The following is a 23832-nucleotide window of genomic DNA, read 5'->3' on the forward strand; positions in this document are numbered from 1 at the left end:
CCAGCACGACCAGCCTTGCCTGGAGGATCTGAGGAGGAGAGGAATGAGATTGATCATGCTGGGTCCACCCGGTGCCGGCAAGGGAACGCAAGCCGCCCGGCTGGCGGAGCGGCTCGGCGTCCCGCAGCTGTCGACCGGGGAAATGCTGCGGACGGCCGTCGCCAAGGACACGCCGGTCGGGCGTGCAGCAAAGGCGGTCATGGAACGCGGCGATCTCGTCAGCGACGAGATCGTTATCGGCTGCGTGCTTGAGCGTATCGCCGATCCCGATGCGGCCAGCGGCTTCATCCTCGACGGCTTTCCGCGCACCCTCGGCCAGGCCAGGGCCTTCGATGCCGAGCTGGAAAATGCCGCGTCCAAGCTTGACGCTGTGCTGGAGCTCAGGGTGGTCGAAGCGGCGCTTCTCGATCGCATCATCCATCGGGCGTGCGTGGCCAAGGCTGCAGGCCTGCCGATCCGTTCGGACGACAATCCGGAGGCGTTCAAGGTTCGGCTGGATGCCTATCGGGCCCAGACCGAACCGCTCGCCGAATACTATCGCGGGGTCGGTCTGCTTCGAACGGTCAACGGCCTGTTGCCCATGGATGATGTGACCTCCCACCTGCTGGCAGAGCTGAGGCTTTGACAGCTTTGGAAGCTGTCTTCGGCCCCACAATCGCGCGCCTCGACGGGGCCGACCAGTGCAGAGTTCGAAAGTTCACCGCCATGCCGGTAGTGCTCGCAAACGAAACTTCCTGGCCCCCGACGGGCGGCTACGGCCATTTCCAATCGCGCGAGGCGCTGCTCGGACGCGCCACGCGCCACGTCCTTGAGCACGCGAGCGTGCCAACCCTGTTCTCGAATTGAGGAGGTCACCATGCTGGAATCCCTGACAAGCCTATTCACCCTCACCGTGCTGGAGGTGGTGCTGAGCATCGACAATCTGGTGGTGATTGCGGTTCTCGTCGGCAAGCTGCCGGTGGAGCGGCAAGCGTCGGCGCGCTATACCGGCATGGTGATGGCGCTGATACCCCGCCTCGTCCTGCTGCTGTTCATCGGCTGGATCATTGGCCTGACCGAGCCGCTATTTCATCTCTTCGACCATGGGGTCTCCGGCAAGGACCTGATCCTGGCGCTGGGGGTCTGTTTCTGATCTACAAGGCGACCCATGAGATCCACGCGAGCCTCGAGGGCGAGGAGGGCGAGGCCAGTGCCAGGGTAATGGCCAATTTCGCCGCCGTCGTCACGCAGATCGCCCTGATCAATCTCGTCTTCTCGATCGACAGCATCGTCACCGCGGTGGGCATGGCCAACGAGATTTGGGTCATGGCCGTGGCGGTGATCCTGTCGATGATCGTGCTCATGATCGCTTCCGGCCCGGTAGCCTCGTTCGTCGAGGCCCATCCCACGGTGAAGATCCTGGCGCTCGGGTTCCTGATCATGATCGGCATGGCGCTGGTCGCCGACGGATTCGGAGCGCACGTGCCCAAGGGCTACATCTACACCGCCATGATCTTCTCGGTGTTCATCGAACTGATCAACATGGCCCTCCGCCGCCGCGCCCGCCCGGTGCATCTGCGAAATCCCTACGGGGAGGAGACCGAGCGCGCCGGCGACGAGCGCCGCGCGCTCGAACTCGCCGACATGCCGGGGGCGGGCGGCAAGTCGATCTGAACGCTGTCCGGCGCGGTCGGCGAACGCGCGATGGACGCCGGCGCGGAGCCCTCCGCGCCGGCGATCCCTTTCTCATCCAGCCGGCGCAGCGGTGTGATGCCGCCAGACGCCATAAGTCCTGCGACGGTGAAGTCGATGCGGTCGTGAGGAGCGAGCCCTCCACTGGTTGATAGGCTCGGGCTCGATAGCGTACTCGGCCGCCAAGCTGCGCATGCCACGCGCGAATGCCGTTGGTGGCACCCGATCGACGCTGGATCAATCTTCAGGATCTGAACATCCAGTGCATGTCGCCCTGTGCAGCGGTTCTGGGACAACGACATGCATCAAAACAAAGACTTAAAGCGCGTCCCCTGAATCCATTTCAGCGCGACGCGCTTTTAGAGACCCCCTTGCGCAAAATTTGTGGCGCAGGTCGCTCGGCAAACGTGGCGCAAAAAAGTAGCCTGTCGCGTGATATTATTTCGGCTGCCGAGCGCGCAATCCTTGCATATAACCGTCGGCCTAAAGGCAAAATGGAGCCAGGTAGATGTCGTTCAAAGGCATTATTCCGCCCGTCACCACGCCGTTTCACGCGGATGGATCGATCGACCGCGACGGCTTCTGCGTCATGGTTGAGCATCTGGTGTCGTCGGGCGTGCACGGCATCATCGTCGGCGGCACGACCGGCGAATATTACGCCCAGTCGCGCGATGAACGCGTCAGCCTGCTGAAGCTTGCCAAAACCATGGTGCAGGGCAAGGTGCCCCTGATCGCGGGCGTCGGCGCCATCCGCACCGAGGATTGCATCGACTATGCGCTGGTCGCCAAGGATCTCAAATATGATGGGATCCTGATCGGAGCGCCGTACTATGCGGTGCCGACGCAGCTCGAACTGGCCAATCACGCGCTGGCGATCGACAAGGCCGCCAATCTGCCGATCATGCTGTACAACTATCCCGGCCGTACCAGCACGATGATGGACCTCGAATTCCTGGACCGTGTCGGCCGCAGCAGCAATTTCTGCGCTATCAAGGAATCCAGCGGCAGCATGAACCAACTGCACGCGCTGGCGCGCGACTATCCGCATATCGACCTGTTCTGCGGCATGGACGATCAGGCGCTCGAATTCTTCGCCTGGGGTGCCAAGGGCTGGGTCTGCGGCGCCGGCAACTGCCTTCCGGCTGAGCACATCGCCCTCTATGAAGCCTGCGTGGTCGAAAAGGACTACACCAAGGGCCGGCAGATCATGTCGGCGCTGCTGCCGTTGATGCGCGTTCTCGAGCAGGGCGGCAAGTTCGTGCAGAGCATCAAGTTCGGCTGCGAACTGGCCGGGCTGCCGGCTGGCCCCGTGCGCCGTCCGATGCGCGCGCTCGATGACGAACAGAAGCGGGAACTCGAGACGACGATCCGCACCCTCAAAGCCGTCATTGCCTCCATCACCGCAAAATCACAAAAGAGGGCTTCCGAAAATGTCATCGCTATTAACGCGTGATGAGTACCAGAACCTGGCGGACAGCCTGCCGCTGCCAACCAATGCGGTGATCGACGGCAAGGCGCGGGCGGCTCAGTCCGGCGATACTTTCGAAACCATCAACCCGGCGACGGGGCAGGTCATCGCCAGAATCGCTTCCTGCGGCGAGGCCGATGTCGATCTCGCTGTCGAGAAGGCGCGGCTGGCATTCGACTCCGGCGCCTGGTCGCGCGCCCATCCCAGCGAGCGCAAGCGCGTGCTGCGCCGTCTCGTCAAGCTGATGAAGCGCAACGTGCATGAACTGGCTGTGCTCGAAACGCTCGAAAGCGGCAAGCCGATCTATGACGTCGAAACCATAGACATCCCCGAGGCGCTGCACTGCCTGGAATGGCACGCGGAAGCCACCGACAAGCTCTACGGCCAGACGTCGCCTTCGGGCGATGACGTCGTGTCGATGATCGTGCGCCAGCCGCTCGGCGTGGTGGCCTGCGTGCTGCCCTGGAATTTCCCCATCCTGATGCTGGCCTGGAAGATCGGTCCGGCACTCGCGACCGGCAATTCCGTCATCGTCAAGCCGGCCGAGCAGACCAACATGTCGGCGTTGCGGATTGCCGAACTGGCGCATGAAGCCGGGCTGCCGCCGGGCGTGCTGCAGATCGTCACCGGTCCCGGCGAGATCACCGGCAAGGCGCTGGGCATGCATCCGGATATCGACATGGTCGCCTTCACCGGGTCGACCGATATCGGCCGGAAATTCCTGGAATATTCTGCCCGGTCCAACCTCAAGCGTATCGTGCTCGAATGCGGCGGAAAGAACCCGTGCATCGTGCTGGACGACGCCGAGAACCTTGACGTCGTGGCACAGCATGTCACGCAGGCCGTGTTCTGGAACATGGGTGAGAACTGCTCGTCCAATTCCCGTCTGATCGTCCATGAGAAGATCAAGGACCGCCTGGTCGAGACCGTGCTTCACAAGCTCAAGGAATGGCCTCTGGGCGAGCCGCTGGATCCGGGCAACCGGCTTGGCGCCATCGTGTCGAAAGAACAGTTCGACAGCATCATGGGCTACATCAAGAAGGGCCGCGCGGAAGGCGCCAAGGTCGTGACGGGCGGCAACGCCCACAAGCAAGGCAAAGGCTATTTCATCGAGCCGACCGTGTTCGACGACGTCACGCCCGAAATGACGATCGCCCGAGAGGAAATCTTCGGGCCGGTGCTGTCGGTCATCAAGGTGGCCAACGCCGACGAGGCAGTCCGGGTCGCCAACGACACGCAATACGGGCTGGCAGCCTCGATCTTCACCGCCAATCTCGGCAAGGCACATCGCATCGCGCGCGACATCCGCGCCGGAACGGTAACCATCAACTGCTACGGCGAGGGAGACATCTCGACCCCATTCGGCGGCTTCAAGCTTTCGGGCTTTGGCGGACGGGACAAATCGCTGCACGCCCACGACCAGTACACCGAATTGAAGACCATCTGGGCGGACATCTCCGACCAGAAGGTCTCGCGCGCGGTCGACTAACCCGTCAGGCCATGAGCGTACATCAGGCTGTAAGAACGCCTGCCGACATCAACATGTCCGGCTGGTACGGGCTCCTGCCGCCTCCCAAGGCGCCCGAGGTGCTGCGCGGCCGGCACACGGCGGACTGGGTGATCGTCGGCGCCGGATTTTCCGGGCTGGCCGCGGCCCGCCGGCTTTCGCAACTCGTGCCTGGAGACCGCATCGTCCTTATCGATGCCCAGCGTGTGGGCTGGGGTGCGGCGGGGCGAAACTCGGGCTTCATGATCGATCTGCCGCACGAGCTTGGCGGCGACAATTATGGCGGAAGCCAGAACCACGACCGCAAGCGCATTCGCATGAATCGCGCCGCGATCGAGTTTTCGGCCTCGGCGGCGGATGAATATGGATTGCAGCGGTTCTTCGTTCGCGCCGGCAAGTTCCACGGCGCCGCAACCGATCGCGGACTTGCCGTCCTGCGCGAGTTCGAGGACCATCTGACCGGCCTCGACGAGCCATTCGAGCGGCTCGACGCGCCGCAGTTGAAAAAGATCACCGGAACCGACTTCTTCGTCGGCGGCACCTTCACGCCGGGCACGGTCATGGCACAGCCCGCCGGCTTCGTCCGCGGGGTTGCCGAAGGTTTGTCGAGCCGCGTGCGAATATTTGAGAAGTCCGCAGTCACTTCCGTGCAGACCGGCAAGCTGCACACCGTGAAAACGACGGAAGGCGAAATCACCACGCCGCGGTTGATCCTGACGGTCAACGGTCACCTCGAAAGCTTCGGCTTCTTCAAGAAGCGCCTGCTGCACGTCTTCACCTATGCCAGCATGACCAGGCCGCTTGCCAAGAGCGAGCAGGCGACCCTCGGTGGAGAGCCGCATTGGGGCTTGATTCCGGCCGACCCGATGGGATCGACCATCCGTCGCATCGGCGATCGCATCGTCGTTCGCAACACCTTCACCTACAATCCGAACATGTCCACGAGCGAGAAGCAGATCGATCAGATCGGCGACGCGCATGATCGATCGTTCCGGGCCCGCTTTCCGATGCTGGGCGAAATACCGATGGAGTACCGGTGGGGAGGGCATTTGTGCCTCTCGCTGAACTCCGCGCCGGCGTTCGGAGAGATCGAGGAGCGGGTGTTCGTCGCCGGATGCTGCAATGGCCTGGGAACGGTGCAGGGTACCCTCTATGGCATGCTGGCTGCCGACCTTGCCGCCGGCAGCGACGAGCCGATGATCGCGGACGCCCTGAACGAACCGGCTCCGACCCGCCTCTATCCAGAACCGTTGATGTCGATCGGCGCGCCGCTGAAGCTATGGGCTATGCAGAAGCGCGCCGGCAAGGAACTCTAAGATAGAAGCGCGTCGCGCTAAACGAACCCAGGCGACGCGATTTGCTTTGATGCATGTGGTTGCCCAGAACCGAAGGCGCTTCTGGGCCGTGTATATCAGGTCTCTCGTTCTTGTACCGCGACTTCCCGGATCCAGCCGCGCAGGGTCTCGGCGGCAGGCGAAAGCGTGCGGTTGTTATTCCAGGTGAGATAGTAGCCACCCGGTGCCGGCAATTCGAGATCCGTCAGCCTGACGAGTTTGCCTTCCTCGATCTGTGCTTTGACCAGGCGGTGCCAGCCCACGGCAACTCCCTGGTCGGCCTGAGCGGCCTGGAGCGCCACAAAGAATTTGCCGAAGCGCCGGCCCCGGGTCGGTCCGTGCGGGACGCCCGCGCGACGCAGAACCTCATCCCAGCTCGCCCAGTCGGGATCAACCCAATCAACATGCAGCAGCGGCAGGTCGGGCAGCGACTCCGCCGTCGCGTCCCGGTGCTTGTTCGCAAATTCCGGCCCGCAAACGGGATAAATCGTCTCGTCGAAAAGCAGCTCGGCATTTTCGTCGGACCACGATCCGAATCCGTAGCGGATGCGCAATTCGACCTCGGCGCGGCGGTAGTCACGAGGATTGTCGGAGATAAGGTGGTCGACGGATATGTCCTGGTGGCGCGCCCAGAAGTCCGGCATGCGCGGGATCAGCCACATCGATGCCAAGGCGTCCGAGCAGGCCAGCGTGACGTTCTTGGAACGGTCGCCGCGCTTTACATTCCGGACGATGTCTGCCGCTCGCGAGAAACTGCTGGCCAACACGCCATAAAGGTCCTCGCCGGCGCTGGTCAGAGCCACACCGGTTCCCAACCGCGTAAAAAGCGGGACGCCGAGCTCATCCTCGATCGCCTTGATCTGTCGGCTGACGGCTCCGGGGGTGACGTTCAATTCCGCCGCTGCCAGCTTGAACGACAGATGCCGGGCAGACGCCTCGAAAACCGCCAACGCGGTCAAGGACGGCAGGTCGTAATAACGGCGAACCATCTGTAGCCCCCAAACACTGCGATGATCGCGCGACGCCACGACTTGAGCAAGAGATGCTCAGGGGCTAGTTGCAAGGCGTCGCGATGGCCTGCGTTCGACCGACTGCAGCCGTGATTCCCAAATCCAATTGCGGCGCAAGATTAGGGAAATTCGCCGAACCGCTCTTCACGATCTGCGACGCCCGCCAATCAATATCCGACCAGCAGTAATGGCTCCCCGGGCTACAAGTCAACTTTCACAAGGCCGATCGGGTTGGAACAACAGGCAAGGATATAACCGGCCGAGATCTCATCTTCCGTGATGCCGCCGTTGTGAACCATATGGACCTGGCCCTCGGTTTTCAGAACCTTGCAGGTGCCGCATATCCCCATGCTGCATCCCGATCGGACCGCCAGCCCTGCCGACCGCGCCGCTGTTAGAACCGTATCCGTCTCGACGCACCTTGCTGAAACGCCGGACAAGACGAACTCGATCTTGGCCTCGTTCTTGTCACCAGGGATGAAATCGTCCGGAACGTTCTCCGCCTCGGGGAGCGGCGCGCGAAAGCTTTCCTGATGATAGTGCGCCATGTCGAAGCCGAGACCGGCCAGCGCCTCGCGCACAGCTTGCATGAAGGGTTCAGGGCCGCAGCAAAACACTTCGCGTTCCAGATAATCCGGCGCCATCAGGCCCAGCATCAGCTGATTGAACATGCCTTTGTAGCCGGTCCAAGGCTTGTAGGGGTCGGTTTCTTCCACCACCCATTTCAGGTCGATGCCGGTTACGCGCGAGGCCATATGCTCCAGCCGTTCACGAAAAATGATTTCGGAAGGCCTGCGTGCGCAGTGGACAAAAACGATATCCGGGTCGACCCCCGAATCGTACAAATGGGTTGTCATGGACATCATTGGCGTGATGCCCGAGCCAGCTGAGATGAAGAGATACTTTCGAGCCGGCTGTTGCGCGATCGAGAAAGTGCCACCGGGGCCAATTGCCCGCAGGCGCATGCCGGGACGTAAGTTGTCAAACATCCAACGCGTTCCCGCCGAGTCCGCCTGCGCCTTCACCGTGATCGTCAATGACGTCGGCCGCGATGGGGACGACGAAATCGTGTAGGTGCGATAGATGGGCCCGCCGGGGACCGGCAGTTCCAATGTAAGGAACTGCCCAGGTTCGAAGTTGAACAGCCCTCCCGACGGCGACCGGAAGCAGAAGGTCAGGACGTTCGGCGCCTCCGGAAGGAAGGAGGCGCATTCCAGTTCTTCCAAGTCGGTCCAGAAGACCAGATTGGGTCTTGTGACGGCGTTCATCCGCTTACTCCGCAGCCATCAGCCTGGGCGCCAGCGAGCGCTCGAGGCAGGCCACATACCAGTCGACAAATTGCGAAACGCCGCTTTCCTGCACAGGCGAATAGGGCCCAGGGACATAAGCGGGCGAGAAGATGCCTCGCTGGTTGCCTTCAACGATCTCGCGGTCTTCCTCGTTGGTGGCGATCCAGACCTCGGTCAGGCGCTTGATGTCGTAGTCCCTGCCTTCGACGGCATCCTTGTTCACCAGCCAGGTGGTGGTGACCTCGGTCTCCGTCGGACCGAGCGGCATCACCCGGAAGGTCAGCGAGTGATCCGGCAGGAAGTGATTCCAGGTGGTCGGGTAATGGAACATCAGCAGCGAGCCTGCGTCAGGCAAAGCCACATGCCCGAGATTCTTGGCGACTGCCGCATTGCCATCGATGGTGTAACTGACGGCCTTCTGCTGCAACGGCATCCGCGCCAGACGAAATTGACCGTCGTCCGCGAGCCGGAACTGCGCCGGCGCGCCGGAGGCTTCGCAGCGGTTGAAATGCGCCTGAAGAGCCGCTGACACGGAGCCGTCCGGCGACACGCCCGCGACCTCGGGGTCGAGGGAGAAGGAACGGCAGAGCGACGGGTGGTTCGCGCTGCAATGATAGCACTCGCGGTTGTTTTCCCAGACCAGCTTCCAGTTGGCCTTTTCGACAATGGTCGACGTGTAGGCGACCTTTGCGTTGCTGAGGTCATGAATTTCCAAATAGGGAAGAGCCGTTCGGGCAAAATACTCGAAATCCGGAGGATCGTCCGACAGGCAGACATAGATCAGACCGGCCAACTCGCGCAGATGGACGGGCTTCAGGCCATGCTTGGACATGTCGAAGTCAGGCCCCATGTCGTTCGCCCAGATGAGCTTGCCGTCGAGCTCATAGGTCCATTGGTGATAAGGGCAGACGAGCTTGGCGACCTGGCCCTCGCGCGCCTTGCAGATTATCGAGCCGCGATGGCGGCAGGAGTTGTGAAAGGCGCGGATCTGGCCGTCGCGTGCCCGAACGACAATCACCTCGTAGGCGCCGACGCGCACCGTCAAATAGCTTCCCGGTTTCGAAAGCTGGCACGACGGGGCCGCGTAGAGCCATTGCTTGTAAAAGATCTGTTCAAGGTCGATCTGGTAAACCGACTGCGAGGTGTAGAACGGCTGCTCAAGGGCATGGCCCGGCAAGCGGCGTCTGAGCATGTCTGAGATCGAGGGCGCGAAGGCGGTCATAGAAGCATTCCACGGGCTGCAGAGTTTTAAGCTGCAATTTTTTCGCCCCGGCCTCATTTCGGCAATAGCATAAATTTTTGTTCGGATTTAGTTTATCTAATCTGTCTGTTTGAGCGAACCGTCCAGAGGCGCTGATGCCAAGACCCTATGATCTTTCCTCGGTGACAGCTCTCATCTGTTTCGAGGCGGCAGCGCGAAACGGGAGCTTCAAGAAGGCTGCTCGGGAGTTGAACGTCACACCCGCGGCGGTCAGCCACCAGATCAAGGCGCTCGAGAACGACCTGAAATGCGACCTGTTCCTGCGTAGAAGCCGGGGTGTCGATCTGACGGAAAAGGGCGCATTTTTGTTCGTTGCCCTTCAGCGCGGATTCGAGGCGATCTCGGAAGCCGTCACCCAGATACGCGATCGGCCGGAAACCGTCGACGTGACAATCCGAACCACCACGGCAGTCAGCTCATTGTGGCTCACGCCAAAAATTTCAGCATTCTGGAAAAGCCACCCCAGCGTTACCGTTGCGCAAATCGTCAGCGACGTACCCGGGGCGGCCACTCGGTGCGACCTGAGCATTCAATACGGAATTCCACAGGAAGATGGCGATGAGTGCCGCGAACTGTTCCGGGATCAGATCGTCGCTCTTGGAACTCCAAGATTTGCCTCGGAGCACGATATTTCCAGTGTTGAAGACCTGTTAAAGGTTCCCTTGATCCATATGAACAACGAGGAGACCGATTGGACCAACTGGAACGATTGGTTTCAAGCGCTTGGACAAGGCAATCCCAAGGGTCGGAGATTCTCCGTCAACAACTATATGATTGCGCTGCAGGCGGCTCAGGACGATGTCGGAGCGGTCCTTGGCTGGGACGGGCTGGTCGAGAGCCTGATGCGCGAGCGACGGCTGGTCAAGCTTGTGCCCGATGCAATGCCGTCACCCATGGCGTTCTATTTGAAGATTCGCCCGAAGGCCGGGGCCAAAGTACGGCTTTTTGCCAAATGGCTCGCCGAAAGTTCTTGAAGGCGTCTAAACCGCGTCGCGCCGAACATTCAGGCGACCGCTTTGAGTCCTTTGCGTCTCGCCCAGAACTGCTGCGCAGCGCTGGGCGACAGGCATGCCGCGTGGGCTTCTTTCAGCTTGCCACCCGTTGCTCATTCACCTTTGCCAAGTGGGCATAGCTGGCCGCAAAGCGCCCAAATTTATGCTGCCCGCATGTCACCGGCTTGTAGCGGAGCGGGTTGGCTACGGTGACGCAAGAAGCCAGGGGCTCGATGGTTGCTTCAAAGTCTGCATCGATAAAGAACGGGATCGAATACCGCTCCCGCCCAGAGGTATTCACGACGCGATGCATGTTCGCGAGGTAGACATCATTGGTCAGCCGCTGAATAAGATCGCCAATGTTGATGACGAAGGTCCCGGGAATTGGCGTGCCCTCGACCCAGTCACCATCACGGTTCATCACCTGGAGACCGCCGACGTCGTCCTGCGCCAGGATGGTCAGGTTGCCGTAATCCGTGTGCGCTCCGATACCGATGATGTTTTCGCCTATATGGCCGGTCTGCGGAGGGTAATGAAGCAAGCGCTGAATGCTGATGGGATTGTGCATCAAGCCCTCGAAGTGATCTTCGGCAAGGTCCAGGCTAAGCGCTATGCCCTTCAACAGCTTCTTTGCCAGGTCCACCATCTTCTGGTGATAGCCGTAGGTCAGTTCGCGAAACTCAGGGAAGCCTGATGGCCACTGGTTAGCGCCGAAGAAAGGCCCTTCCAGGGTTGGCCGCTCGGGGCCAATGTCAAAGCACTCTTTCAGGTCTTTCGTCTTGCCTGGGTCGGTGTTTTCTCCGAATGGCTCGATATATCCGCGCAGCGCCACGTCGGATTGGCTTACGTGCAAATCCATTTTTTCCGACATGGGCAATTCGAAGAACCGGCGACTGACGTCAAACACGGAATCGACGAAGTCCCGCGCGATGCCGTGGTTCTTCACATACATGAATCCAGTGTTCGACAGCGCCCAACGGATCTGCTTGGCCACCGCCTGCTTGTCGCTGCCGTCGAGAAGCGGCGCGATGTCGACCACGGGGATCTTGTCAAAGCTTTCGCGCTTTGCACGCAGCTTGTCGTCAAGCTTGGCTACCAGATCAACGGACATGTATTCACCTTCATGCGATAGGGGCGACATGCCGATATTGGACTGTTTGCCAGTCTCCACAACGGCAAAAAAATTTCGGCCAAGTTAGGTGAAGTAAACTGCCGCTTCGTGACCATCCGCCTGCGGAATTGGCGTTGAGCTTTCCAGGTCCCTGGGGAATGACCAGGGCGCAGGCGCTTGAGTCAACAGGCGCGTGAGACTTTTGCAGTAGGTCACCCCCTTCGTGTTCCGGCAATAGTCAAGGGCTCCTCTCGGCCGCGATGGTCTCGAAGCGAGGTGCTTGAACCGAACCTTGTCGGCCTCCCGATTGGGGCACGCAGCGGCAAGGTGTGGCGGCCCTGGAATCGCGTTGCGGCTGTTATTTCGACCCGTTTCCAGCTCTGTCTACAAAAGTTATTATTGACTGTAGACAATTTGTAGACTTAAGGTAGACAGAGGGAGGAGCGCAAATGGAGATGGATGAAGGCAGTCCTCTGTCGTCCGACCGCAAGGCGACGATGAACCATGTGCTGCGCCGACGGATTCTGACGATGCGACTGGCGCCCGGAGCCGTGGTCGACGAGGTTGCGCTGAGCGAGGAGTTTGGCTTGTCGCGGCCGCCGGTTCGCGAGCTCATGCGGCAGATGGCCGGGGAAGGCTACATCGAGCTCGAGGCAAATCGGCCCGCCCGCGTCGCGTCGATGAGCTATCAGTCGCTGCGGGATTTCTTCCTAGTCGCGCCAATGATCTATGTCGCGACGACAAAGCTTGCCGCAGAGAACGCCAGGCCGTCCGAGATCGAGGCTTTGAAGCTTACCCAAAGCCGTTTCAAAGAGGCGATCAGGCAAAGCGACATCGATGGCCGTGTTTTCCTCAATGACGAGTTTCATTTGAGCATCGGCAAGATGGCGCACAATCCCTACCTGCTGCCCAGCTTGCGTCGCCTGCTGATCGATCATGGGCGTATCGCGAAAATCTTCTATCGCCCTAACAACGCGGAAATGCAGGGAGACCTCGACACCGCATCGAACCAGCATGATGAAATCATCGAGGCGATAGAATCTCGAAATGGCGAGCGAGCTGCTGAAATAACTCGCGCTCACCTCGATCTGTCGCGAAAGAACATTGCCATGTACGCGACCCCAGAAGGAATGGATATGCATCTGGGTGGGGCGGTCACATGATCGGAGCCGGCGTCATCGGCGTCAATTCCTTCGGCAAAGGTGAGATGACGACGCCGTTCGGCGGACCCAAGCAATTGGGTTTCGGCAGCTTGAGCAACTCGTTGCAGGCACGCGACCAATACACGCAGCTCAAAACGATCTGGTCGGATCTGACAATGTCCGGCCCGGAAAGGTTTTAGGCGCATGTCCGATTTTCTTTTTGCAGGCCTGAACCTGGCCATCACCACACCGTTCGACGCCCAAGGCCGTATCGACTTCCAACGGCTCGAACGAAACATCGAACGCTACATCGCGGCCGGAGTACGGGGGTTCGTCCTGAGCTCCGGAACCGGCATGCATGTCTATCTGCCGAAAGAGGAATCGAGGTCCCTGGTCGAGCGGGGCGCGAAGTTCATCAACGGCCGCGCCAAGATCATCGCCCAGACTTCGGCGCTGCTGGCGGAAGATGTCGTGGAGCAGACCCGGCACGCGGCAGGCAGCGGCGCGGACGGCGTGATGGTGCTCCCGCCATTCTTCGAGGGGCCTACGGACGATCAGGGTATCGTGGACTTCTACTCGGAAGTCGCCGATGGCGGACTTCCAATCATCGGCTACAACGTGCCTCAGGCGGTGGGCGTCGCGATCACCCCGTCGCTGCTCAAGGAACTTTGCGCCATCCCCGGCTTCTGCGCGGTGAAGGACAGCAGCGGCGATCTCGGCAGGCAGGCCGCGCTGATCCGCACCGGGCTTCCGGTCATGAATGGCGCGGACAACCTGGTCGCCTATGCGCTCTATGCGGGATGCAGCGGCCTCATCTGGGGCGGAGCGAATTTTGCCCCCAGGACGACCGTAGCCTTGGTTGAAGCGGCCGGCGCCAGAAATTGGGACAAGGCCCGCGAGATCTGGAGGTCGCTCGAGCCCGTCATGTCGCTTCTGTGGGAAGGCGACTACGTGCAGTCGGTTTACGCCGCGGCCGAACTGACCGGCTATGGCGCGGGGATTCCCCGCAAGCCGTTGCGGGCGCTCCCGTCCGACAAAGTGGCGGCTCTGCGACAGGCGCTCGGCAATCTTATCGAGAGGGAAGCGGCCTGACGTGAGCGCGAAAGCGAAAGTCTTCGCAACCTCCAGCTTCCCGACACACCCTGGCGTGTCGGGATGGGTTGCGATGCTGCCTCCGCGTATCGAGCGACCGCAGCTCGAAGGTGCGCTGACGGTTGATTTCGTGGTTATCGGAGCCGGCTTCGCCGGGCTATCCGCGGCGCGCCGGCTTTCCCAGCTCGATCCCGGGCTGAAGGTCGCGGTGCTGGAGGCAGGTGTCGTCGGCGAGGGCCCCGCGGGCCGCAACTCCGGCTTCATCATCGACTTGCCGCACGAGGTTTCGTCCGACGACTTCAGCGGCGACTCGTCCAAAAAGAGCAAGCAAGACATTGCCATCTATCGGCGAGCGATTTCGCTGGGCAAGGAACTCGCGGAGGAGCAGGGCTGGGATCGCGAAATCTTCGACCCCTGCGGCCGCTACAGCATGGCGACAACTGCAGAAGGCGACCGCCACCTGGTGGCTTATTCTGAACAGCTAAGACTGCTGGGAGAGGACCATCAATTCCTAGGCGCGGCCGAAACTGCCGCAGTGACGGGCACTGAGACATTCACGTCGGCGATATTCACGCCAGGCACGGTGATCGTTCAGCCAGCCGCTTATGTCAGGGCCATTGCCGACTCGTTCAGGGGGCCTGTGAAGGTCTTTGAACGCACCCCTGCCATTTCCTTCGAACAAAGCGGTGCGGGATGGCTGGTCAAGACGCCGAAGGGGTCCGTCCGCGCGGCCAAGATCATCCTGGCGAACAACGGTCATGCGCAGGGCTTCGGCTTCTTCCGGCGGCAGCTCCTGCACGTCTATACCTATGCATCGCTGACCAGGGAATTCGACCCGAGGCGACTGGCGGGAGAGAGGAAATGGGCCGCGACGCCCGCCCTCCCGATGGGCACGACCGTTCGCCGGATCAACACCCAGGGCGGCGACCGCATTCTGGTTCGATCGCGCTATTCGTACCATCCGGGCCTGAACGCCGGAGATCGCGAAGTCGCAAGCGCCGGCATTCTGCATGAGCGCAAGTTTGCGGCGCGGTTTCCGGCGTTGAAGGACGTTGGCATGGAGCACCGCTGGGGCGGTGCCATGGCGCTGACGTGGAACAGCGTGCCCGCATTCGGCGAGGTCGAGCAGGGGGTTTTCGCCGCCTGCGGCTGCAATGGACTTGGCGCTTCGAAGGCTACCGCATCCGGGATAGCGGCCGCCGAGGTCGCGACAGGCGTCCAGACCGACCTGACCCGCATTTTCGCCAGCTTTCCGCCGCCGCGGATGCTGCCACCTCAACCAATCACGACGCTCGGCGCAAAGGTCCAGATGGCGGTTCGTGAATGGAGGGCGGGCCTGGAGTGAAGCCTCGGTTCCGAGGCGCGACAAGAAGGAAAACCATCTTAGCATCCACCTGCTTGCTCGCAGAGATCTGTTTCGCCGGACGGCGTGGGTTCGGTGTCGGTTTGTCAGTAAAGCCACGCGTATGGAGGAGATTACATGAGAAGAGTACTATTTTCTGCCGTTGCCCTCGGAGGGCTGCTGTGCGGGGGTGCCGCGCAGGCGGCCTGCGGCGACATCACGTTAGCGGTGTTCAGCTGGCAGTCGGCCGAGGCCATGTCCAATGTCGACAAGCTCATTCTTACGAACGGCTATGGCTGCAACGCCACGACGGTTGCGGGTGACACCGTGCCGACCATCACCGCGATGGTCGAGAAGGGCCAGCCTGATATTTCGCCCGAATCGACGCCAAGCCTGCTCGGTGACGTCTACACCAAAGGCGCCGCCGAGGGACGCATCAGCCAGATCGGCACGGCGATCAGCGACGGACAGGTTTCGGGCTGGTACATCCCCAAATATGTCGCGGATGCGCATCCCGATATCAAAACCGTCGACGACGCCATGAAGCATCCGGAGCTGTTTCCGGCTCCGGAAGACCCTTCGAAAGGCGGCGTCATCCAGGGGCCTCAGGGTTGGGGCGACACGGTTGTGACGGCGCAGCTGTATAAGGCCATGGATGGTGACAAGAAGGGCTTCATGCTGATCCCGAGCGGCTCGGCGGCAGCTCTCGACGGCGCCATCACCAAGGCCTACGAGCGCAAGCAGGGCTTTATCGCGGCTTACTGGGCGCCGACATCCCTTCTGGTGAAGTATCCGATGGTGCGTCTGGAAGGCGCGCATGACGACGCCGAGTGGGCACGTTGCACTTCGAAGCAGGACTGCCCCGACCCGAAGCCGAACTATTGGAAACAGGCTGAGATGGTGACGCTGGCCAGCAGCAAGTTCACCAAGCGTGACGACGTCGGCCCGGTCAAGGAATATCTGGCCAAGCGCAGCTGGACCCAGGCTGAAGTCGGCAAGGTGATGCTGTGGATGACCGAGAACCAGGCGAACGGCGAGGATGGGGCCAAGTGGTTCATCAAGAACATGCCGGAAGTCTGGACCAAGTGGGTCCCGGCTGACGTCGCCGAAAAGGTCAAGGCCGCGCTCTAAAGTCTGGCGCCGAGCGGGTGGGGGCTTCGAGCGTTCTTGAGGCCTCCACCTATGCGCCTCGGTGTCGGCATAGGGTCTAATCTCTGCTGTCGGCTGTAGCCGGCAATGCGTATCCAACGGGCGCACTCACGATAGGGCATCGCGATATGGATTGGCTGTTCAAATTCCCGCAATTGAACCCTGAAGGCCTGCTGACTGCCAAACGGGCAATCGACGGTTCCCTCCGGGCCCTCACACGCGTCTACGGCGAGTCGATCGAGAATTTCTTTTACCCGCTGCAGCGTGTTCTGATCTTCTTCGAAGAGGTAATTTCGAGCGCACCCTGGCCGCTCGTGGTGCTTGTGCTGGCCGCCGTGGCGTGGTTTGCAGCGCGTAAGTGGAGCGTGGTTCTGGCCGTCGTGGGAACGCTGATCGCGATTGGCCTCATCGGCCTGTGGCAGGATGCGATGAAGACGATTTCGCTCGTCTTTACGGCAACGATCTTCTCCATTGCCATCGGCCTGCCGCTCGGCATCCTGATGAACCGCTACAAGCGCGTGGGCGGCGCCATGCAGACGGTGCTCGACGTCATGCAAACGATGCCGCCTTTCGTCTATCTCATTCCGGTGGTCATGCTGCTGGGCATCGGCCGCGTGCCTGGCTTCATCGCCGTGGTGATCTATGCCATCCCGCCGATCATCCGCCTCACCGACCTCGGCATCCGCCTGGTCGACAAGGAAGTCCTGGAGGCAGCGGACGCGTATGGCTGCTCGCGCGGGCAGAAGCTTTGGAAGGTCCAAATGCCACTCGCCATGCCGACGATCATGGCCGGCATCAACCAGACGATCATGATGGCGCTGGGAATGGTTGTCATTGCTTCGATGATCGGCGTGCAGGGACTCGGCCTGAACGTCCTGCAGGCCATCGCCAACCAGTATTTCACACAAGGCATCTTCAACGGCTTTGCCATCGTGGGCATCGCGATCATCTTCGACCGCATCAGCCAGGCCTACGGACATCGCCTACAGAAGCATCGGGGTACAGCACATGAATAAGAGCGATGCGTCGATCGAAATACGCGATCTGTACAAGATATTTGGCCGGTCTCCGGAGCGATACGTCAACGCTGTCCAGAACGGGTTGTCAAAATCCGAACTCGGAAAGAAGCACGGACATATTCTTGGGCTGAGCAACATCAACATCTCCATGCCCGCCGGCAAGATCCAGGTCGTGATGGGATTGTCCGGATCCGGCAAGTCGACGCTGATCCGGCACATCAACCGCCTGATCGAGCCAACGTCCGGCTCGATCATAATCGAAGGACGCAACATTCTTGAAATGTCCGAGCTGGAGTTGCGGGAATTCCGCCGCAACAAGACGGCGATGGTGTTTCAGAGATTTGCCCTGCTGCCGCACAGGACCGTGATCGACAACGTGACGTTCGGGCTTGAGGTCCGCGGGGTCGAGAAGGGCAAGGCTCGCGAGATCGGCACGCGCTGGATCGAGCGCGTGGGCCTCGTCGGGTTTGAGCAGCGCTATCCCGAAGAATTGTCCGGCGGCATGCAACAGCGGGTCGGGCTGGCGCGCGCTCTCAGCAACGATGCCTCGATTCTTCTGATGGACGAAGCCTACTCGGCTCTCGATCCGCTGATCAGGACCGATATGCAGACCATGCTTCTCGAATTGCAGGCGGAGCTGAAGAAGACCATCGTCTTCATTACTCACGACCTGGACGAGGCGCTGAGGCTCGGCGACCAGATCGTCATCTTGCGGGACGGGTCGATCATCCAGCAGGGCGACAGCCAGGAAATCCTCTTGAGACCCGCCGACGACTACATCGCGAGGTTCGTGAAGGACGTCAATCGCGGGCGTTTCATAAGGATCGATGCCGTCATGGAACCCGCCCCGCGATCCGACGACAGGTCGCTGCCGAAGCTGAAGTCCGGCTCGACGCTCGAAGTCGCCGCCAAGGAACTGACGAACTCTTCCCATGACACGGCCGTCGTCACCGGCGACAGCGACCAGCCTCTCGGACTGGTTTCCCTTCGTCAGATCACGGCGGCTCTATCATCGGGCATCGCCGCGTGAGGGATGTAGTGGCCCTCGGACGCGATGATCGTTTACGAGAACGTCCGGGGATTTCGATAGCGAAAGGAAAAACATGAAAGCCAATGAGCGCAGCGAGTCCACCGCGGAGACCTGGTCCATAGAAGGTGGCAGTTCAGCAAGATCTGGCATTCGAGCGCCTGTCCTGGGCTCCCGATATTTTTCGTCAAGCTCGGCGGAATGGGAGCCCACGGACGCTTCGGGATTTTGGATAAAGCCTCTGTATGAAGATGCCGCGCGCGGCGAGAAAACCATGCTGATGAAGGTCGATGCCGGCGCATATGCGGGCAGTCACACCCATCCGGGAGAGTTCGAGCAGATCTATGTGATCGAAGGATCCTTCTACGATCAGGATCACACGCTTGGGCCGGGTGAGTATTGTTGCAGGGCGCCGGACGCCGCGCACAGTTCAGGGTCCAAAGATGGGGCGCTGGTTCTGTTGATCTACACCAGACGCGAACCAGCCGCCGATGAGTAAGGCGGCCGCCTTCGGGCGGCTTGCGCCAGAACCAGGCAGGGCGGAAGGTCAGCTTCCGACCTGATGCGAGCTTGCGACGCGGCCCTGGAGCCTCGCAAAAAATAGCCTGCCTCGTGACATTATTTCCGCTTGCCGAGTGCGCGCCCGTGCAGCGGTAGCCCGATCGTCAACCTTCTCTGGTTTGCTGGGATTTTCTCCGGGGCCGGGCACGCGTCCTGCTGCTTCAGCGAGATCGCGCCGAGGCTGACGGGCAGCCCGTATCAGCCTCCAACGCGATCGAACTGGCTGCGCGCAACTGCGTGGCAGTTTAGTCAACAGACGCGTGAGACTTTTGCAGTTGGTCAAATCTCCTGGCTCCGGCAATAGTTCCGACCGGCTCAAACGGGCCGCGTTGCTATTTCTGGAGGCCGGTATGACTGCTCAACTGCAAGTTTCTCGTAGAGGCGGCCGGGAAGCGCGGCGCACGATCCGCACGGCACCGAAGATCGACATGCTGCCGACGCTGAAGCGGGGCCTGCCGGTTGTGGAGCCGATGGATGCCGAGCAGGTCGAGCGTATCCACGAGGCTTCGCTCGCGATCCTCGAAGAGGTCGGCGTGGTGTTTCGCGATCCGATCGCGATCGAGGACTGGAAGAGGGCAGGGGCCGATGTGCGCGCGGACGACCGCGTCCATCTCGACCGCGGCCTGGTCATGGAACTCATCAAGACCATTCCTTCCAAGATCGAATACTTCGCTCGCGATCCGGCGAAGAATGTCGAACTCGGTGGGCCGAAGTCGATTTTCGTGCCGATGACCGGCGCGCCCTACATGCGCGACCTCGACGACGTCAGGCGTGGCCCGACGATCGCCGACCTCGGTACCTTCCACAAGCTGGCGCACATGATGCCGGCGCTGCATTCGTCGGCGCACCACATCGTCGAGCCAATGGACATTGTCGTTGCGCATCGGCACCTGCACATCACCTATTCGTCGATGAAGCATTCGGACAAGATGTTCATGGGCATGACCACCTCGCCCAAGAATGCCGAGGATGTGCTCGACATGTGCGAGATCCTCTTCGGCGAAGGCTTTCTCGAGACGCATGCGGTGGCGACGGGCAATTGCAACGGCAATTCACCGCTGGTCTGGGACCAGGTCATGCTCGGCGCCATGCGCGCTTTCTGCCGGCGCAACCAGCCGGTGCTGTGCTCGCCCTTCGTTCTCGGCGGCGCCAACACGCCGGCCTCCACGGCGGCGGCCGTGGCGCAGCTCAACGCGGAGGCGCTTTCGGCGCTCGCCTACACGCAGGTGATCCGCAAAGGCTGCCCCGCAATCTATGGGCACTATCTGTCGACCGTGTCGATGCAATCGGGAGCGCCGATGGCGGGAACGCCGGAAATCTCGCTGATGAATTTCATGATCGGCCAGATGGCTCGCCGCTACAACGTTCCCTGGCGCACATCCAACCTGCTCGGGGGCGCCAAGGTCTTCGATGCGCAGGCCGGCTATGAAAGCGCCATGACCATGATGGCGGTGCTGATGTCGGGCGCCAACTACATCTGGCATTCGGCCGGCTGGAACGAAGCCGGCATGCACTGCTCGATCGCGAAGTTCGTCGTCGACGCCGAGGTCTGCTCGATGGGCTATCGCATGACGCAGGGCGTCCAGTGGGACGACTTCGACGAAGCTCTTGCTGCCGTGCGCGACGTCGGCCCGGGCGGCCATTATCTCGGCCACCCCCACACGCAGGCGAATTTCGAGCGGGCCTTCTTCATCCCAAAGCTTTTCGACAACAACTCGATCGAGCAGTGGTACGCGGACGGCTCCAAGGACATCAAGCAGCGGGCGCTTGAGCATGCCCGTCGGCTGCTGGCCGAGTATGAAGGGCCCACTCTCGATATTGCGAAAGACGAGGAACTGCGCGCCTATATCGACCGTCGATCGCGCGAGATCCCGGCGGTGGACGCGCTGAACGAGGACTACTGAGCGTGCGCATTGACCGGATCAACGTCTATGCGGCGCAGCTGCCGGTCAAGGGCGGCGTCTATCGCAGCAGGGTCACGCATCCGGTATATCTGGACGAAGACGCCGAGGATCAGAACGCCATGTCCGGCAAACCGTTGGTCACATACGGATGAACGCACCCGCCAACATCAGCGCCATGAGGTCGTTGGCGACGCCGGAAATTTCGGCGGCGGCGGAACGGCCATTCGACCTGGTGGTCCTGGTGCTGCCGGGGTTCTCGCATCTGGCGCTGCACGCCTACATCGAGCCGTTCCGCATCGCCAACACGGTATCGAGATTGCCGCTTTTCCGATGGCGGATCGCGGGCCTGGATGCGCGCCCGGTCGAGGGCGCCAACGGCCTCGCCATTCCCGTTGACGTCACCGTCGATGAGCTGACTTCCAACCCACAGGATCGTAGACTTGGCCAGCTTGCCGTCGTTGCAGGCGAACCGGTAGAGCGGCAACTGACCCCGCAACTCAATCGGTTTCTGCGGGTGATGGCGCGCCGTGGCGTTGCGATATCAGCCGTCGGAACCGCGACATGGCTGCTTGCCCAGACCGGTCTCCTGGCAGGCACGCGTTGCACGATCCATTGGTCGCGGCTTGCCGCTTTTTCAGAAATGTTCAACCAGCCGCGCATCCGCGACTCTCTCTTCGTCAAGGATGGGCAGTATTCGACCTGCGCCGGCGAACTGGCCGCCTTCGACCTTGCCGTCGACCTGATCGGCAGCCATGCAGGCAGGTATGTGGCGCAGGAGGTGTGCCGGCACGCGACCGTCGAAGGTCAGCGCTCAGGATCGAACCGGCAGACCGGGCCTTCGGGTCTCGCCTTTACCGGCGTGAGCGACAAGCTCGTGATGGCAATGCGGATCATGGAGGAGAACGTCGAATTCCCGCTCCCCATGGACGAGGTGGCGGACCGGGCAGGGATATCGCGCCGCCAACTGGAACGACTGTTTGCGGTGCATCTGGGGCTGCCGCCAGTGCGCCATTACCTGCGGATCAGAGTCGATCATGCCAAGCGCCTGATCGAAGGCACGCGAATGCCCATCATCGATGTCGCCATCGCCTGCGGATTCATATCCGCCTCGCACTTTGCAAAGTGCTTCAGAGCCTTCAACGGGCTCTCGCCGCAGCAGTGTCGCGCCACGGTGCCCGCCTGGGTCGGGCCGGGCCTGGGATGACGAGCCTGCGGCAGGGTTGTTGGCGGGGCCATCAGACTCCGCCTGCTTCCCCGGCGCGAACATCAACATCGTCGCGAAGCGGCGGCGCCGGGCGAGCCCGGCGCCGCGTCCATGATCAGGCGGCGTATCTCGCCATCTGCGGCTGTCGCGACCACTGCGCATACCAGGTATCGAACAGGCTGAGCTGCTGCTCGGCATAGCCGCGCTGGCTGTCGCTCAGGGCATCCGTCTGGTTGAAATGCAGCCGGTATTCGGGGTTACCCTTGAGCACCATCATGTGCTTGAAATAGAGCACCAGGTCGGGGCCTTCATCGAAGGAGGAGAGCACGGCCAGCGCGGCGTCCAGCTCCTGGGCGAGGCGGCGCGCTTCGGCATCGCCCTTCGCCGCCGCCTGGCTCAGGCCCACCAGGTGCAGCACTTCCTTCGGCAGCACGTTGCCGATGCCGGTGATGGCGCCGGAAGCCCCGCAATTGACGAAACCATGGAAGACGGCGGTGTCGACGCCGATCATCAGCGCCACCTCGTCGTCGCGGCTGGTGATGTTTTCGGCCGCATAGCGCAGATCCGCCGGGCCGCCGAACTCCTTGAAACCGACCAGGTTGGGGTGCTCGGCGCGCAGCGCGAAGAACAGATCGGCGCGCGTGGCAAAGCCGTAATAGGGACTGTTGTAGATCACCGCCGGCAGATCGGGCGCGGCCGCCAGAATGGCCTTGAAATGATGGCGCTGCGCCGCCACCGAGGGGCCGCGCGACAAGACGCGCGGGATCACCATCAGGCCGCGGGCACCGACCTTGTGGGCATGGGCGGCGTGGGCGACGGCGCTGGCGGTGTTGACCGCGCCGGTGCCGACGATCACCGGCACGCCGGCCTCAACCAGGCGCTCGACGCCGGCCATCCGCTGCGCGTCGGTCAACAGCGGCCAGTCGCCCATCGAACCGCAATAGACGACCGCCGACATGCCGGCGACGATCAGTTCGCGTCCCTTGCGCACCAGCGCGTCGAAGTCGGGAAGACGCTCATTCGTGCAGGGCGTCATCAGCGCCGGCATGCAGCCGGAAAACACATTGGCGGTCATTTGGATTCCCCTTGAGGCTGGCTGGCAGATTGGCCAGTTTGTCCCCGAGAAGCACTGCTTGCCAAGCAAATAGTTATGGCTACGGTGCTGCCGCCGGCCACGTCTGGTCGCGGATGTCGCAGACCTGGATCGTTGGTTTTAAAGCGCGTCGCGCTGAAACGGATCCCGGCGACGCGCCTTAGGGCTTTGTCTTTATGCATGTCGTTTTCGCAAAAACCGCTGCACACTTTTGCGCGACATGCAGGTAGGCATCGTTAACGAGGGTTATGGCGCGACTTCCGGCTTCAGTTAGTTTCGGATCTTGGCTGACAATGGTGGCAACCAGCTCAAGCCGGCCCGGCCCCTGCCCACCTGGTGGGCGGGCCGGCGCGGCAAGCTCAACTTGGTCAATTGCTCGCGCCGGGCTGGGGATCGTCACGCATCACGTCAAGAAGGTGCCGCGCCAATTCTGCGGTGTCGAACGGCTTCTCGAACAGGCCGATCCTGGCGAAACGAGGGGGAATGACGGCGGGGTCGTAGCCGGTGGCGAAGACGAACGGAAGATTCCTGCGGGTGAGTTCGTCGGCGACCGCAAAGTCGATGGTCCCTTCGAGATTAAGGTCCAGCACCGCGGCGTCGATATCGAGTTCTGCGATGGCGCGCAGGGCTGCCGCTCGAGACCGGGCCAACCACCG

General features: G+C 61.5%; 22 protein-coding genes and 1 pseudogene. 17 read left to right on the top strand and 6 right to left on the bottom strand.

What is annotated here, in order from left to right:
- Window positions 1-43 precede the first annotated feature (43 nt).
- From EJ074_RS25140 to EJ074_RS25160, 5 genes and pseudogenes are all read left to right on the top strand, one after another.
- Complete coding sequence (locus EJ074_RS25140; protein WP_095808551.1) at window positions 44-625, top strand: adenylate kinase; 582 nt, start codon at window positions 44-46, stop codon at window positions 623-625.
- Between the two features lie 231 nt (window positions 626-856).
- A pseudogene (locus EJ074_RS25145) lies at window positions 857-1524 on the top strand (TerC family protein); the annotation flags it as partial.
- Between the two features lie 655 nt (window positions 1525-2179).
- Window positions 2180-3124 carry a dihydrodipicolinate synthase family protein gene (locus EJ074_RS25150; RefSeq protein WP_095808554.1) on the top strand — a complete coding sequence of 315 codons (945 nt, stop codon included), beginning with the start codon at window positions 2180-2182 and terminating at the stop codon, window positions 3122-3124.
- A complete protein-coding gene (locus EJ074_RS25155) occupies window positions 3102-4628 on the top strand; it encodes an aldehyde dehydrogenase (protein WP_095808555.1) in 1527 nt (508 codons plus the stop codon). Before EJ074_RS25150 ends, EJ074_RS25155 begins: the two co-directional genes overlap by 23 nt.
- An 11-nt stretch (window positions 4629-4639) precedes the next feature.
- Entirely contained in the window at window positions 4640-5962 is a 1323-nt protein-coding gene (locus EJ074_RS25160) for an FAD-binding oxidoreductase (protein WP_095808556.1), read from the top strand.
- Between the two features lie 95 nt (window positions 5963-6057).
- On the opposite strand, the gene EJ074_RS25165 is transcribed toward EJ074_RS25160, so the two are convergent.
- The 3 genes from EJ074_RS25165 to EJ074_RS25175 all read right to left on the bottom strand — a co-directional run bounded on the left by EJ074_RS25165 (window position 6058) and on the right by EJ074_RS25175 (window position 9501).
- Window positions 6058-6969 carry a LysR substrate-binding domain-containing protein gene (locus tag EJ074_RS25165; protein ID WP_095808557.1) on the bottom strand — a complete coding sequence of 304 codons (912 nt, stop codon included), beginning with the start codon at window positions 6967-6969 and terminating at the stop codon, window positions 6058-6060.
- Window positions 6970-7190: 221 nt separating this feature from the next.
- Entirely contained in the window at window positions 7191-8258 is a 1068-nt protein-coding gene (locus EJ074_RS25170) for a hybrid-cluster NAD(P)-dependent oxidoreductase (protein ID WP_095808558.1), read from the bottom strand.
- Between the two features lie 4 nt (window positions 8259-8262).
- Window positions 8263-9501 carry an aromatic ring-hydroxylating dioxygenase subunit alpha gene (locus EJ074_RS25175; RefSeq protein WP_095808559.1) on the bottom strand — a complete coding sequence of 413 codons (1239 nt, stop codon included), beginning with the start codon at window positions 9499-9501 and terminating at the stop codon, window positions 8263-8265.
- A 134-nt stretch (window positions 9502-9635) separates the two neighbouring features.
- Between EJ074_RS25175 and EJ074_RS25180 the strand changes: the two genes are divergently transcribed.
- Window positions 9636-10514, top strand: coding sequence for a LysR family transcriptional regulator (locus EJ074_RS25180; RefSeq protein WP_095808560.1), 879 nt, complete (start codon window positions 9636-9638; stop codon window positions 10512-10514).
- 112 nt (window positions 10515-10626) lie between these two features.
- Here the strand turns inward: EJ074_RS25180 and EJ074_RS25185 are convergent, their stop codons facing one another.
- Window positions 10627-11643 carry a 2-oxoglutarate and iron-dependent oxygenase domain-containing protein gene (locus tag EJ074_RS25185; protein WP_129553852.1) on the bottom strand — a complete coding sequence of 339 codons (1017 nt, stop codon included), beginning with the start codon at window positions 11641-11643 and terminating at the stop codon, window positions 10627-10629.
- A gap of 449 nt (window positions 11644-12092) precedes the next feature.
- Between EJ074_RS25185 and EJ074_RS25190 the strand changes: the two genes are divergently transcribed.
- The 11 genes from EJ074_RS25190 (at window position 12093) to EJ074_RS25235 (ending at window position 22083) form a co-directional block, all read left to right on the top strand.
- Window positions 12093-12806, top strand: coding sequence for a GntR family transcriptional regulator (locus tag EJ074_RS25190; RefSeq protein WP_095808561.1), 714 nt, complete (start codon window positions 12093-12095; stop codon window positions 12804-12806).
- On the top strand, window positions 12803-12985 hold the full coding sequence (locus EJ074_RS25195; RefSeq protein WP_095808562.1) for a hypothetical protein: 183 nt from the start codon (window positions 12803-12805) through the stop codon (window positions 12983-12985). The genes EJ074_RS25190 and EJ074_RS25195 overlap by 4 nt, the downstream gene beginning before the upstream one ends.
- A 4-nt stretch (window positions 12986-12989) precedes the next feature.
- Entirely contained in the window at window positions 12990-13877 is an 888-nt protein-coding gene (locus EJ074_RS25200; protein ID WP_095808563.1) for a dihydrodipicolinate synthase family protein, read from the top strand.
- 73 nt (window positions 13878-13950) lie between these two features.
- Window positions 13951-15222, top strand: a complete 1272-nt coding sequence (locus EJ074_RS25205; RefSeq protein WP_176478461.1) for an FAD-binding oxidoreductase — start codon at window positions 13951-13953, stop codon at window positions 15220-15222.
- Between the two features lie 135 nt (window positions 15223-15357).
- Window positions 15358-16350: a glycine betaine ABC transporter substrate-binding protein gene (locus EJ074_RS25210; RefSeq protein ID WP_095808565.1), complete on the top strand. Its 993-nt coding sequence runs from the start codon at window positions 15358-15360 to the stop codon at window positions 16348-16350.
- 146 nt (window positions 16351-16496) lie between these two features.
- Window positions 16497-17384 carry a proline/glycine betaine ABC transporter permease gene (locus tag EJ074_RS25215; RefSeq protein ID WP_095808566.1) on the top strand — a complete coding sequence of 296 codons (888 nt, stop codon included), beginning with the start codon at window positions 16497-16499 and terminating at the stop codon, window positions 17382-17384.
- Complete coding sequence (locus EJ074_RS25220) at window positions 17377-18417, top strand: betaine/proline/choline family ABC transporter ATP-binding protein (protein WP_129553853.1); 1041 nt, start codon at window positions 17377-17379, stop codon at window positions 18415-18417. Before EJ074_RS25215 ends, EJ074_RS25220 begins: the two co-directional genes overlap by 8 nt.
- 73 nt (window positions 18418-18490) lie before the next feature.
- Window positions 18491-18913, top strand: coding sequence for a cupin domain-containing protein (locus EJ074_RS25225; protein WP_095808568.1), 423 nt, complete (start codon window positions 18491-18493; stop codon window positions 18911-18913).
- Between the two features lie 412 nt (window positions 18914-19325).
- Complete coding sequence (locus EJ074_RS25230; RefSeq protein ID WP_095808569.1) at window positions 19326-20879, top strand: trimethylamine methyltransferase family protein; 1554 nt, start codon at window positions 19326-19328, stop codon at window positions 20877-20879.
- A gap of 2 nt (window positions 20880-20881) precedes the next feature.
- Window positions 20882-21031 (top strand): hypothetical protein, encoded by a 150-nt coding sequence (locus EJ074_RS29835; RefSeq protein WP_165350008.1) that lies wholly within the window; start codon window positions 20882-20884, stop codon window positions 21029-21031.
- Window positions 21028-22083, top strand: a complete 1056-nt coding sequence (locus tag EJ074_RS25235; RefSeq protein WP_129553854.1) for a GlxA family transcriptional regulator — start codon at window positions 21028-21030, stop codon at window positions 22081-22083. Before EJ074_RS29835 ends, EJ074_RS25235 begins: the two co-directional genes overlap by 4 nt.
- Window positions 22084-22198: 115 nt before the next feature.
- Here EJ074_RS25235 and EJ074_RS25240 read toward each other — a convergent pair whose 3' ends face one another.
- Together EJ074_RS25240 and EJ074_RS25245 are read right to left on the bottom strand one after the other, a co-directional pair.
- The gene (locus tag EJ074_RS25240; RefSeq protein WP_095808571.1) at window positions 22199-23158 is read right to left on the bottom strand and encodes a dihydrodipicolinate synthase family protein; all 960 of its coding nucleotides are present in this window, start codon (window positions 23156-23158) and stop codon (window positions 22199-22201) included.
- Between the two features lie 386 nt (window positions 23159-23544).
- Entirely contained in the window at window positions 23545-23826 is a 282-nt protein-coding gene (locus EJ074_RS25245) for a hypothetical protein (protein ID WP_245454750.1), read from the bottom strand.
- Between the last annotated feature and the right edge of the window lie 6 nt (window positions 23827-23832).

Source organism: Mesorhizobium sp. M3A.F.Ca.ET.080.04.2.1, from assembly GCF_003952525.1.
GTDB lineage: Bacteria > Pseudomonadota > Alphaproteobacteria > Rhizobiales > Rhizobiaceae > Mesorhizobium.

Excerpts from the sequence above, each read along its gene's own strand:
- EJ074_RS25140 (WP_095808551.1), top strand. The coding sequence starts at position 44 with ATGAGATTGATCATGCTGGGTCCACCCGGTGCCGGCAAGGGAACGCAA.
- EJ074_RS25150 (WP_095808554.1), top strand. The coding sequence starts at position 2,180 with ATGTCGTTCAAAGGCATTATTCCGCCCGTCACCACGCCGTTTCACGCG.
- EJ074_RS25155 (WP_095808555.1), top strand. The coding sequence starts at position 3,102 with ATGTCATCGCTATTAACGCGTGATGAGTACCAGAACCTGGCGGACAGC.
- EJ074_RS25160 (WP_095808556.1), top strand. The coding sequence starts at position 4,640 with ATGAGCGTACATCAGGCTGTAAGAACGCCTGCCGACATCAACATGTCC.
- EJ074_RS25165 (WP_095808557.1), bottom strand. The coding sequence starts at position 6,969 with ATGGTTCGCCGTTATTACGACCTGCCGTCCTTGACCGCGTTGGCGGTT.
- EJ074_RS25170 (WP_095808558.1), bottom strand. The coding sequence starts at position 8,258 with ATGAACGCCGTCACAAGACCCAATCTGGTCTTCTGGACCGACTTGGAA.
- EJ074_RS25175 (WP_095808559.1), bottom strand. The coding sequence starts at position 9,501 with ATGACCGCCTTCGCGCCCTCGATCTCAGACATGCTCAGACGCCGCTTG.
- EJ074_RS25180 (WP_095808560.1), top strand. The coding sequence starts at position 9,636 with ATGCCAAGACCCTATGATCTTTCCTCGGTGACAGCTCTCATCTGTTTC.
- EJ074_RS25185 (WP_129553852.1), bottom strand. The coding sequence starts at position 11,643 with ATGTCCGTTGATCTGGTAGCCAAGCTTGACGACAAGCTGCGTGCAAAG.
- EJ074_RS25190 (WP_095808561.1), top strand. The coding sequence starts at position 12,093 with ATGGAGATGGATGAAGGCAGTCCTCTGTCGTCCGACCGCAAGGCGACG.
- EJ074_RS25195 (WP_095808562.1), top strand. The coding sequence starts at position 12,803 with ATGATCGGAGCCGGCGTCATCGGCGTCAATTCCTTCGGCAAAGGTGAG.
- EJ074_RS25200 (WP_095808563.1), top strand. The coding sequence starts at position 12,990 with ATGTCCGATTTTCTTTTTGCAGGCCTGAACCTGGCCATCACCACACCG.
- EJ074_RS25205 (WP_176478461.1), top strand. The coding sequence starts at position 13,951 with ATGCTGCCTCCGCGTATCGAGCGACCGCAGCTCGAAGGTGCGCTGACG.
- EJ074_RS25210 (WP_095808565.1), top strand. The coding sequence starts at position 15,358 with ATGAGAAGAGTACTATTTTCTGCCGTTGCCCTCGGAGGGCTGCTGTGC.
- EJ074_RS25215 (WP_095808566.1), top strand. The coding sequence starts at position 16,497 with ATGGATTGGCTGTTCAAATTCCCGCAATTGAACCCTGAAGGCCTGCTG.
- EJ074_RS25220 (WP_129553853.1), top strand. The coding sequence starts at position 17,377 with ATGAATAAGAGCGATGCGTCGATCGAAATACGCGATCTGTACAAGATA.
- EJ074_RS25225 (WP_095808568.1), top strand. The coding sequence starts at position 18,491 with ATGAAAGCCAATGAGCGCAGCGAGTCCACCGCGGAGACCTGGTCCATA.
- EJ074_RS25230 (WP_095808569.1), top strand. The coding sequence starts at position 19,326 with ATGACTGCTCAACTGCAAGTTTCTCGTAGAGGCGGCCGGGAAGCGCGG.
- EJ074_RS25235 (WP_129553854.1), top strand. The coding sequence starts at position 21,028 with ATGAACGCACCCGCCAACATCAGCGCCATGAGGTCGTTGGCGACGCCG.
- EJ074_RS25240 (WP_095808571.1), bottom strand. The coding sequence starts at position 23,158 with ATGACCGCCAATGTGTTTTCCGGCTGCATGCCGGCGCTGATGACGCCC.